12 protein-coding genes and 1 pseudogene are annotated in these 9,499 nt (G+C 63.3%); 5 read left to right on the forward strand and 8 right to left on the reverse strand.

The window, feature by feature from the left end; genetic code table 11:
- A partial coding sequence (locus EOA28_RS13820) for a hypothetical protein (protein ID WP_128314968.1) occupies positions 1-534 on the forward strand: 534 nt, incomplete at its 5' end.
- A 69-nt stretch (positions 535-603) separates the two neighbouring features.
- Here the strand turns inward: EOA28_RS13820 and EOA28_RS13825 are convergent.
- Together EOA28_RS13825 and cysE are read right to left on the reverse strand one after the other, a co-directional pair.
- Positions 604-807 carry a DUF3126 family protein gene (locus EOA28_RS13825; RefSeq protein ID WP_042644432.1) on the reverse strand — a complete coding sequence of 68 codons (204 nt, stop codon included), beginning with the start codon at positions 805-807 and terminating at the stop codon, positions 604-606.
- 147 nt (positions 808-954) lie between these two features.
- Positions 955-1,803 carry a serine O-acetyltransferase gene (gene cysE, locus EOA28_RS13830; protein WP_042644430.1) on the reverse strand — a complete coding sequence of 283 codons (849 nt, stop codon included), beginning with the start codon at positions 1,801-1,803 and terminating at the stop codon, positions 955-957.
- A 121-nt stretch (positions 1,804-1,924) separates the two neighbouring features.
- Here cysE and EOA28_RS13835 point away from each other — a divergent pair, with 121 nt between their 5' ends.
- Positions 1,925-2,533, forward strand: coding sequence for a hypothetical protein (locus tag EOA28_RS13835; RefSeq protein WP_128314969.1), 609 nt, complete (start codon positions 1,925-1,927; stop codon positions 2,531-2,533).
- Positions 2,534-2,553: 20 nt separating this feature from the next.
- Here EOA28_RS13835 and EOA28_RS13840 read toward each other — a convergent pair whose 3' ends face one another.
- The 4 genes from EOA28_RS13840 to EOA28_RS13855 form a co-directional block, all read right to left on the reverse strand.
- A complete protein-coding gene (locus tag EOA28_RS13840; RefSeq protein WP_127251580.1) occupies positions 2,554-3,030 on the reverse strand; it encodes a GNAT family N-acetyltransferase in 477 nt (158 codons plus the stop codon).
- A gap of 23 nt (positions 3,031-3,053) precedes the next feature.
- Positions 3,054-3,821 (reverse strand): alpha/beta hydrolase, encoded by a 768-nt coding sequence (locus EOA28_RS13845; protein WP_127251579.1) that lies wholly within the window; start codon positions 3,819-3,821, stop codon positions 3,054-3,056.
- Positions 3,822-3,837: 16 nt separating this feature from the next.
- The gene (locus tag EOA28_RS13850) at positions 3,838-4,332 is read right to left on the reverse strand and encodes a DUF192 domain-containing protein (protein WP_127251578.1); all 495 of its coding nucleotides are present in this window, start codon (positions 4,330-4,332) and stop codon (positions 3,838-3,840) included.
- Between the two features lie 113 nt (positions 4,333-4,445).
- Positions 4,446-5,039, reverse strand: coding sequence for a cold-shock protein (locus tag EOA28_RS13855; protein ID WP_127251591.1), 594 nt, complete (start codon positions 5,037-5,039; stop codon positions 4,446-4,448).
- 262 nt (positions 5,040-5,301) lie between these two features.
- On the opposite strand from EOA28_RS13855, the gene gloA reads away from it, so the two are divergent.
- Together gloA and EOA28_RS13865 are read left to right on the forward strand one after the other, a co-directional pair.
- Positions 5,302-5,742 carry a lactoylglutathione lyase gene (gene gloA, locus EOA28_RS13860; RefSeq protein WP_127251577.1) on the forward strand — a complete coding sequence of 147 codons (441 nt, stop codon included), beginning with the start codon at positions 5,302-5,304 and terminating at the stop codon, positions 5,740-5,742.
- Positions 5,743-5,865: 123 nt separating this feature from the next.
- Positions 5,866-6,153, forward strand: a complete 288-nt coding sequence (locus tag EOA28_RS13865) for a DUF2218 domain-containing protein (RefSeq protein ID WP_126082430.1) — start codon at positions 5,866-5,868, stop codon at positions 6,151-6,153.
- A gap of 11 nt (positions 6,154-6,164) precedes the next feature.
- Here EOA28_RS13865 and EOA28_RS13870 read toward each other — a convergent pair whose 3' ends face one another.
- Entirely contained in the window at positions 6,165-6,725 is a 561-nt protein-coding gene (locus EOA28_RS13870; RefSeq protein ID WP_126082429.1) for a DUF1697 domain-containing protein, read from the reverse strand.
- A pseudogene (gene ilvA / locus EOA28_RS13875) lies at positions 6,722-7,977 on the reverse strand (threonine ammonia-lyase IlvA). The gene EOA28_RS13870 and the pseudogene ilvA overlap by 4 nt, the downstream one beginning before the upstream one ends.
- 232 nt (positions 7,978-8,209) lie before the next feature.
- Between ilvA and EOA28_RS13880 the strand changes: the two are divergent.
- Positions 8,210-9,286 carry an alpha/beta hydrolase gene (locus tag EOA28_RS13880; protein WP_127386157.1) on the forward strand — a complete coding sequence of 359 codons (1,077 nt, stop codon included), beginning with the start codon at positions 8,210-8,212 and terminating at the stop codon, positions 9,284-9,286.
- Positions 9,287-9,499 lie beyond the last annotated feature (213 nt).

Consider the following 9,499-nt stretch of genomic DNA (forward strand, 5'->3'; position numbering starts at 1 on the left):
TCAGGACCCGCCGCCGGCAGCCGCGCGCTCGAATGCTACGAGCCGATCCACAGGCCGGCGCTCTACGACACCGTCTACGAAGATGTGATGCTGAGCCCCGGCGGACATGTGGTCGATTACGAGGCGCCGATCTTCGGCGCCTATCAAAGCGTGGACCAGATCGCGCCGCCGCGCGTCACCTATGAGACCGTCCCGGCGGTCACGCGCACGGTCCATCACACGGTCAAGGTCGATAATGGCGGCTATGCCTGGGAGTCGCGCGTCATCCATGGCCGCAAGGTGCTGTGCAAGGTATGGCGCAAGGCCCGCTATGCCCGCGTCGCCGAAACGGTCGTGGTCCAGCCGGAGCGCGTCCGGCGCGTCGTGCAGCCGGCGGAGTATGAAGCGGTTGCCCACGAAGTGCTGGTGCGGCCGCAGCAAGTCCGCATCCGGGAAATCCCGCCTTCATACGGGACGGTGGCGCGCCGGGTGGTGGTGCGGGAAGGTTCCACCAGCTGGCGTCGGGTGCACATTCCCCGGCATTGCCAGGATTAGCGGATATTCGCCTGCGGGTTGCAGTCGGCCGGGCCGCGTTGCCGCGTGCCGGCCGCGCCTGTTGCTGGCTCAGCCCAGGTCGATGTCGAGAATGGCCATCGAGAAATTATAGTCGCCGTCGTCCTCATCCTTGAAGACGATGCCGAGGAATTCGTCGCCGACATAGACCTCGGCCGAGTCTTCCTTGCGCGGGCGCGCCTTGACCTGCAACTTGGGGTTCTGGAAGACGCGCTTGAAATAGGCGTCCAGCTTTCTGATTTCGTCAGGCTTCAAAAGTCTTCTCCGAAATGTCGGCCTTGTTCGTGGGAACGCGCTTCTGACACGCCAACGATGGCCATGTAAAGGCAAGCCGGCAGGATAACATGGGAGAACAGTCAAGCGGAACCGGCGGCCAATTCGGGCGCCGCCGGTAAGCCTCGGTCAGATGTCGAAGCTGACCACGTGGTCCATGCTCTGCGACGGCAGGAGCTGGTCCATCTGCCGCGAGGGCTGGTCGCAGCCGGTCTCTCCGACGACGCGCGCGGGCACGCCGGCGACCGTCTTGTTGTGCGGCACGGGCGACAGCACGACCGAGCCCGCCGCGATCTTGGAGCAATGGCCGATCTCGATATTGCCGAGGATCTTGGCGCCGGCGCCGATCAGCACGCCGCGGCGGATCTTCGGATGGCGGTCGCCATTGGCCTTGCCGGTGCCGCCCAGCGTCACCCCATGCAGGATCGACACGTCATCCTCGATGACGGCCGTCTGGCCGACGACAAGGCCCGTGGCATGGTCGAGGAAGATGCCCTTGCCGATGCGGGCGGCTGGATTGATGTCGGTCTGGAACACCGAGGACGAGCGGCTCTGCAGATAGAGCGCGAAATCCCTGCGGCCATGGTTCCAAAGCCAATGCGCCAGCCGGTGCGTCTGGATGGCGTGAAAACCCTTGAAATAGAGGACCGGCATGATGAAGCGGTCGCAGGCCGGGTCGCGGTCGTAATAGGCCTGGATGTCGACGCGAACCGTCGTGCTCCACTCCGGATCGTCGTCCAGCATCGCCTTGAAGGTCTGGCGGATGAGATCGGAGCCGATGTCCTGATGCGCCAGGCGCTCGGCAAGCCGGTGGATCACCGCTTCTTCCAGGCTCTCCTGGTTGAGGATGGTCGAATAGAGGAAGGCCGCAAGCAAGGGATCGCGGTTCACCGCCTCCATCGCCTCGTCGCGGATCGACCGCCAGATCGGATCGACCGGCTGCACCATGCTGGGGCGGGCAATCGTAATGCTGTTCATCGACGGTCTCCGGCCTTGCTCATTCTCGGGCGGCACATATAAGCGAAATCATAGCACGGTTGAACTCAATTTTCCTTAGTGCTTTGTCAAATGGACCTGGTTCACGCAGATTCAAGCGACGATGGAAAACGAACCCTTGATCGACGAGGCGCTGAAAAGCGAGCTTGCGGCGCTCTATAGCGCCGAAGATCGCCACTATCACGGCCTGTCCCACATCGAGGCGATGCTGGCGCTGGCTGACGAATACCGAGGCCTGCTCGATGATCCGCAGGCCGTCGAGGCCGCGATCTGGTTTCACGACGCCATCTATGACAGCCGCGCCAAGGACAATGAGGCAAAAAGCGCCCAACTGGCCGAGAAAAGGCTCGCCGGACGAGTCGATCCTGGTCGCATCGTCCGCATAGCGGCAATGATCAACGCCACCGCCAACCACCAGTTGCCGCCTTTGCGCGATGAGGACGCACTCAGCGATGCCGCTCTTCTGCTCGACATGGATCTGGCGATCCTCGGCGCCGACCCTGCTGTCTTCGACGCCTATGAGCAGGCGGTCCGGCTGGAATATGGCTGGGTGGAAGAGCCGATGTGGCGCGCCGGCCGCTCGGCTGTCCTGAAGAGCTTCCTCGCCCGCCCGCACATCTTCTATACGGCAGAATTCCAGAATCGGTTCGAACCCAAGGCGAGACAGAACATCGAGCGATCACTCGCGGCGCTGGAAAGCGGGACTGCCTAATCCGGAAAGGTTTCCATCCGTCACGCATAGGCGCTGAATCCGGCGCGTCCATAGACCGATTGCGCGGCTGGATGATCATAAGTATCGGTGTCGAGCCAAAGCCGTTTCGGCCGATGCGACCACGCCGCGCGCAACGCCCGGTCGAGCAGGAACGGCCCAAGCCACTTGCTTTGAAAAGCTGGAACCAACCCGAAGTGGACGAGCTCGATTGCCGCTTCGCCGACATTGTTGAACTCGCAGAATCCACCGGCTTCGCCATCGAAGCGCAGCACGTGGATATGTGTGGCATCGTCGGCGAGCAGCGTTTCGAGTTCCGCCCCGGGCATCCGCAGCCGCTGGTCCCATTGCACCGGTCCGCCAACCGCGCGGTAGAGATCGAGATAGCTGGAAGGAGCTAGCCTTTCGCGCGCCACGATGGCGCCGGGCAAAGGTGACGTACGCGGCGCGCCCTGGGGCGGCGCGGACATCTCCATGTAGGTGACGAGAAGATCGACCATTGTCAGGCGGGGAGCGAGCGCGCTCAGAGCGGGTATTCGGCGTAGAATTCGAGCACGCGCTGCTTGAAGCTCTTGTCGCCGACGGCGAGCATATGGTCGCGTCCCTCGATGTGGAACGCCCTGGCATTGGGCATCAGGGCGGCGAGTTCGTCCGGCGAGCCGCCGATATCGTCCTTGGTGCCGACCGCGATCAGCGTCGGCTGGGCGATGCGCGCCATGTCGTCCTCGCTGAGCAGCTCGCGCGAAGTTGCGATGCACGCCGCGAGCGCGCGCCTGTCGCTGCGCGTCTGGTCTGCGAAGGCGCGGAAAGAGCGGCCGCGCGGATGCGTGTTTTGCGACGGGTCTTCCGCCAACAGCGCCGCCGCGATCGGGTCCCAGTCGCCGACGCCGTCGACCATGCCGATGCCGAGGCCACCGAACACCAGCGTCGCGACCTTCTGCGGGTCGGAAAGCGCCAGGAAGGCCGAAACCCGCGCGCCCATCGAATAACCCATGACATGGGCGCGTTCGATGCCGAGGTGATCGAGCAGCGCGGCCGCATCGGAAGCCATCTTGGCCGGCGTGTAATCGGCCTCGTCGTAACTCTTCGACGACGAGCCATGGCCGCGATTGTCGAAGGCAATCGCCCGGTAGCCGGCGTCGTTCAGCGTCTTGAACCAGCCCGGCGAGACCCAATTGACATAGTGGCTGGAGGCAAAGCCATGGATCATCAGCACGGGGTCGCCCTGCCCCGACGCCGGCTGGCGATCGAGATAGGCGAGTTCAAAACCGTCATGCGAAAGGAATTGCATCGGCAGAAACTGCTTTTCAGTTGGATCCGGCGCCGATGGCCGGATGGCGCAAAAAATCGCCTTCCTTGATGCCGTCCCTGGCGGCGGTGCCTGCCTTCAACTCAAGCACGAAGCGCACCGGCAGTCCGGGTGAGATGATTGCCTCGGACTCGGGCTCGCCGCGCTTGATCGCGTTGATCCGACCGTCCTCACCGACGAAGATGAGATCGAGCGCCATCGGCGTGTTCTTCATCCAGAAATCCACCTCACCGGTTCTGTCGAAGACGAACAACATGCCGTGATCGTCGGCCATCGTCCGGCGAAACATCAGGCCAGCCTCCCGCTCCGCGGAAGTGTCGGCGATCTCGATGGAGAAGGAACGCTCGCCTGAACCGGTCGCCACCACCAGCGGCGTCCGGTCGATGGGCAGCAGCATCGCATCCGCCGAACTCGGCTGCGCGGCCATGAAACAGGCGGCGAAAACGATCGCGGCGCAGAGCGCGCCCGCAGTCAGCCAATTGCGATGAGCCATGGGTACCTCGTCCAGACGCTCGTCCTAAACCATGATCCGCGGAAGTGGAACCGGTTTTCGGGCAAGATAGTCGGTCCGCGGCAAAGGCGCTTTTGGACGGCGTCGAGAAGTCCTTAATGCGAGACCGACAAGGTACCCATATCGGGGTGGATTTCGGCGGCCATAAGGCCTTTGTCGCCACGGCCGAAGCGCACCAGCACGACCTGGCCGGGCCGGAGCTCGGTTATGCCGTAGCGCCGCAAGGTTTCCATGTGGACGAAGATATCTTCGGTTCCCTCGCCCCGCGTCAGGAAGCCAAAACCCTTGGTGCGGTTGAACCACTTGACCAGAGCCCGCTCGAGGCCGCTCTCCGGGCTGACGGCAACGTGGGTGCGCTGCTCCTGCTCTGCCGGATGAACGGCCGTCGAAGCATCCATGGACAGGACGCGGAAAGCCTGCAATCCGCGCTCGCCCTGTTTCACCAGGCAGACGACCCGCGCGCCCTCGAGCGCCGTCTGGAAGCCGTCCTTTCGAAGACAAGTCACATGGAGGAGGATGTCACCCGAGACGCCGTCGTCCGGAAGGATGAAGCCGTAGCCCTTGGCCACGTCGAACCATTTGATAGCCCCGGCGATTTCGACAAGCTCGGCGGAGTCGCCGCCATTGTCCCGCTTCAAGGCGTCGTCAAGGCTTCCGTCCCGCCTCGTGAAAGAGGCTTTTTCCCCCATAAGAATGCCCCCTTTTTCAAATCGAACTGCAACTGATTCTGGCCGAGAGATTAACACTGCGGCTTCCGGGGTGTGCAAGGGCTGACGTGCCTTTTTTCACCGTTCAGCACCGGAAAGACTGAAATGTTGTTTGCCGGCGCTTCCCGAACACGATTGGCGAGACCCTAAAGTCGATCCCGCCGCCGCTATTGTCGGACGATTGCCCTTTCGCCGGGTGGCCCCTATGGTGCCTCGCAATCCCAACAAGCCGAGGAAAGCTGCCATGCGCTATTTGCACACAATGGTTCGCGTCGCCGATATCGACCAGTCGCTCGATTTCTACTGCAACAAGCTCGGCCTGAAGGAGGTCCGCCGCTACGAAAACGAACAGGGCCGCTACACGCTGATCTTCCTCGCCGCGCCCGAAGACGAGCAGAGCGGCATCAACGAGAAGGCGCCGCTGGTCGAGCTGACCTACAATTGGGACCCGGAGGACTACAAGGGCGGCCGCAATTTCGGCCACCTCGCCTATGAGGTCGACGACATCTACGCCACCTGCCACAAGCTGATGGACAATGGCGTGACCATCAACCGTCCGCCGCGCGACGGCAACATGGCCTTCATCCGCTCGCCGGACGGCATCTCGATCGAGCTCCTGCAGAAAGGCCCGGCCAAGGCGAAGGCCGAACCTTGGGCGTCGATGGCGAACACGGGCGTCTGGTAAAACTCGGCGAAGCGCGCCGATTTTACCGGCCGCCGCTGGCGTTTCCCCAGATGCTGCCTATCTACCGGAAATTGGCGCCAGCCCCGTCCAGGCTGGCGTTTCTTCATCCGCCAGGAGAATTTCATGCTGACCAGCCGCGCCGATGTCGCCACCGAACATGCCAGCCGCTACCTGCAGCAGCTCTGCAAGCACTGGTCGCACAAATTCCCGGTTGAGTTCGACCCACGGCATGGCGCTATCCAGCTCTCGATCGGCCGCACCGTCATGGACGCCGACGATCAGGCGCTGCACATCGCTCTGGCCGCCGACGATGAAGCTTCACTGGACCGGTTGGAGACGGTGGTCGCCGACCATATCAAGCGCTTCGCCTTCCGCGAGGAATTGAGCTTCGACTGGCAAAAGGCCGCCTGACAAATCGGCGATCAGCCGCCGGCTTTTCCGGCCATATCGAGCAACGCCAGCACGCTGCGCCAGTTTCGCGCCGTGCCAGGCACCTTCAAGGTGCGCGGAATCAGATTGGCGAACACCGATTTGCCGAGCCCGTCCGGCGCGTGAAGGTAAAGCACGTCGCCCTTGATCTCGAAGCGCTCGGGGCCGGTGCATTTGTCCGCGAGCCGCTGCGTCTCCTCAGCCGTCGGCTCGCGCTCCAGCGCATAGGCATGCAGCTTGGTCGGCTCCCCCGAGATCTCGGGATAGGGATTGTCCTTCACCAGCCGCTCGAACCAGCCGGCATCGCGCACCATGATGCGCGAATTGAAACCCCATTTCTTCTCGAAGGCCGCCTCGATCTCCTTGGTGAGCGCTGCTGCATCGCCTTTCTTCGCCCGGAACACGACATTGCCGCTCTGCACATAGGTCGCGACATCGGTGAAGCCGAGGCCCTCGAAGAAGGCTTTGAGCTCCGCCATCTTGACGATGCGGTTGCCGCCGACATTGATGCCGGAAAACAACGCGACGAAGACCGTGCCTTGTTTTTCGCTCATATGATGAAGCCCGCCAGGGTCTCGTTGTCGGTGATATCCTGATACTGCACGCCCTCGGCGTCGAAATTGGCCTTCAGCAGATCGAAATTACGCCGGTCCTTGGTCTCGATGCCGATCAGCACCGAGCCGAAATTGCGCGCCGACTTCTTCAGATATTCGAAGCGGGCGATGTCGTCGTCTGGACCGAGCATTTCGAGGAAATCGCGCAGCGCGCCCGGCCGCTGCGGGAAGCGGATGATGAAATACTTCTTCAGCCCCTCGAAGCGCAGCGCCCGCTCCTTCACGTCGGGCAGCCGCTCGAAGTCGAAATTGCCGCCGGATACGACCGCGACGATGGTCTTGCCCCTGATCTCCTTGCGCGAAAAATCCTTGAGCGCGTCGATAGCCAGCGCGCCGGCCGGCTCCAGCACGACGCCCTCGACATTGAGCATCTCGATCATCGTGGCGCAGAGCCGGTTCTCCGGAACCAGCCGGACGGCATCGGCGGCGAAGTCCTTGAGGTGGCGCAGCGGCTCGCGGCCGATCTCGGCCACCGCGGCGCCGTCGACGAAATTGTCGACCTTGGCGAGCTTCACCCGCTTGCCGCTGGCAAGGCTTTCACGCAGGCTCGGCGCGCCGGCAGGTTCGCAGAACACGAAACGCGGGTCGCGATGCTGGTCGGCGAAATAGTGGGTCACGCCGGCGGCAAGGCCGCCGCCGCCCACCGGCAGCATGACGATGTCGGGCGCGCGCGCGCCCGGCATCTGCGCCGCGATTTCGTAGGCCACGGTGGCCTGCCCTCGATGATGTCCTTGTGGTCGAAGGGCGGCACCATATGCGCGCCGGCGCTTTCGGTGAATTCGAAGGCGGCGCGGTAGCAATCGTCGAAGAAGTCGCCGACCAGCCTGATCTCGACGAAATCGCCGCCGAACAGCCGCGTCTTGTCGATCTTCTGCTGCGGCGTCGTCACCGGCATGAACACGACGCCCTTCTTGCCGAAATGGCGGCAGACGAAGGCAAAGCCCTGCGCATGGTTGCCGGCCGAGGCGCAGACGAACAGCTCGGCATTGTTGCCGGCGGCAAGCGCCTTGCGGAAGAAATTGAAGGCGCCCCTGATCTTGTAAGAACGCACCGGCGTCAGGTCCTCGCGCTTCAACAGCACGCGGGCGCCGGTCTTCTTCGACAGATAGTCGTTCTCCTGGAGCGGCGTTTCCGGAAAGATTTCGCGGATCGCCTCGGCGGCCACGGCGACGCGGGCGGAAAAGCTGTTCACTACCAGTCCCTCATTTTCGATCTCGCCGGCACGCGCCAGCGCCCCTGCCGGTGCCCGCAACCTTCCTGCCGCCCTTTTGGCTTTCGCGCAACACCACGGTGGTCCTCGCCCGGCGCTGAGCCAATTTCCACTAGACACGACTTACTTTAGCCGCACTTCGGCTGTCCGGGAGATTTCCGCGGAGGTGGACGGCCAATCGCGGCCAAAGTGGAATTGCAGCGGAAGTGTCGACGTGCGGTTGAAGACGATTTTCATCATTGCCCTTGCACTGCTGACGGCAGGCTGCGCGGGTCCCCAGACGCAGGAAATCCTGGGCAGCGTGGTCGTGCCGACCCAGGCGACCGAGATCGCGGGCAACCATTCGATCTTCATCGCCACCACGCGCAAGTGGTCCGACGATCCGAACAAGGTCTTCGACGGCGAACGCTCGGCGACGCTGAACTATGCCCGCGTCAACGTCACCGTTCCGCCGATTCACCAGGTCGGCCAGATCGAGCGCCGCTCGCGCGGCAAGTCGGACGATCCGACCAAGTATTTCATGGCCTCGGAAGTCGTCGGCTACGACACGCAGCCGAAATTCACCAGCGCCCTCAACGCCGACATCGACGCCCGCGGCGGACGTGTGATGGTCTTCGTCCACGGCTACAACACCGGCTTCGACGACGCCGTCTACCGGCTCACCCAGATCGTCCATGATTCCGGCTATCCGGGCACGCCGGTGCTGTTCTCCTGGGCATCCGGCGCCAAGACCACCGACTATGTCTATGACAAGGAAAGTGCCGCCGCCGCGCGCGACCAGCTGGAAGTGACGCTCAGGATGCTGGCGCAGACCGGTGCCCGGCGCATCGACATCGTCGCCCATTCGATGGGAACTTGGGTGACGATGGAAACGCTGCGCCAGCTCGCCATCACCGGCGATCGCGATCTGAGCGGCAAGCTGGGCGACGTGGTGCTCGCATCGCCCGATATCGATGTCGACGTCTTCAAGAGCCAGATGCGCCGTTACGGCAAGCCGGACAAGCCCTTCATCCTGCTTCTGTCGGATGACGACCGGGCGCTCAGGCTCTCCGGGCTGATCGCCGGCTCGCGGCCGCGCGTCGGCGACTATCGTGACGCCGCCGATCTTGCCTCCTATGGCGTCACGGTGGTCGACCTTTCCAATGAGAAGGGTGCCGACAGCTTCAATCATACGAAATTCGCCGACAACCCTGCGCTGGTGAAGATGATCGGACAGCGGCTGCGCGAGGACGACGGCTTTGCCAGCGACCGCGACGTGACCGACCGCATCCGCCAGCTGGCTGCGCAGTGACCCTGTCCACGTGGTTTCCGCATCACGTGACTTTGAACTGGACCCGGCCGCTCCCTGCCTTTATCGGAGTAAGGGAGAGGTTTGCCGCCCTTGGGGGGACCCCGGTTGACTGTGCATGTGAAGATCGTTGTCGGCCTTGCCTTCGCGCTCGCCCTCGCAGGCTGCGCCGGCCCCACGCACGATCTGCTCAACCGCAAACCTGTCTCCGCGCCA

Origin of the sequence: Mesorhizobium sp. M2A.F.Ca.ET.067.02.1.1 (assembly GCF_004023285.1) — a bacterium.
In the GTDB taxonomy this organism is placed as follows: Bacteria; Pseudomonadota; Alphaproteobacteria; order Rhizobiales; family Rhizobiaceae; genus Mesorhizobium.

Coding starts and splice junctions, on each gene's coding strand:
- cysE (WP_042644430.1), bottom strand. CDS start 1,803: ATGAACAGCATTACGATTGCCCGCCCCAGCATGGTGCAGCCGGTCGAT.
- EOA28_RS13835 (WP_128314969.1), top strand. CDS start 1,925: ATGGAAAACGAACCCTTGATCGACGAGGCGCTGAAAAGCGAGCTTGCG.
- EOA28_RS13840 (WP_127251580.1), bottom strand. CDS start 3,030: ATGGTCGATCTTCTCGTCACCTACATGGAGATGTCCGCGCCGCCCCAG.
- EOA28_RS13845 (WP_127251579.1), bottom strand. CDS start 3,821: ATGCAATTCCTTTCGCATGACGGTTTTGAACTCGCCTATCTCGATCGC.
- EOA28_RS13850 (WP_127251578.1), bottom strand. CDS start 4,332: ATGGCTCATCGCAATTGGCTGACTGCGGGCGCGCTCTGCGCCGCGATC.
- EOA28_RS13855 (WP_127251591.1), bottom strand. CDS start 5,039: ATGGGGGAAAAAGCCTCTTTCACGAGGCGGGACGGAAGCCTTGACGAC.
- gloA (WP_127251577.1), top strand. CDS start 5,302: ATGCGCTATTTGCACACAATGGTTCGCGTCGCCGATATCGACCAGTCG.
- EOA28_RS13865 (WP_126082430.1), top strand. CDS start 5,866: ATGCTGACCAGCCGCGCCGATGTCGCCACCGAACATGCCAGCCGCTAC.
- EOA28_RS13870 (WP_126082429.1), bottom strand. CDS start 6,725: ATGAGCGAAAAACAAGGCACGGTCTTCGTCGCGTTGTTTTCCGGCATC.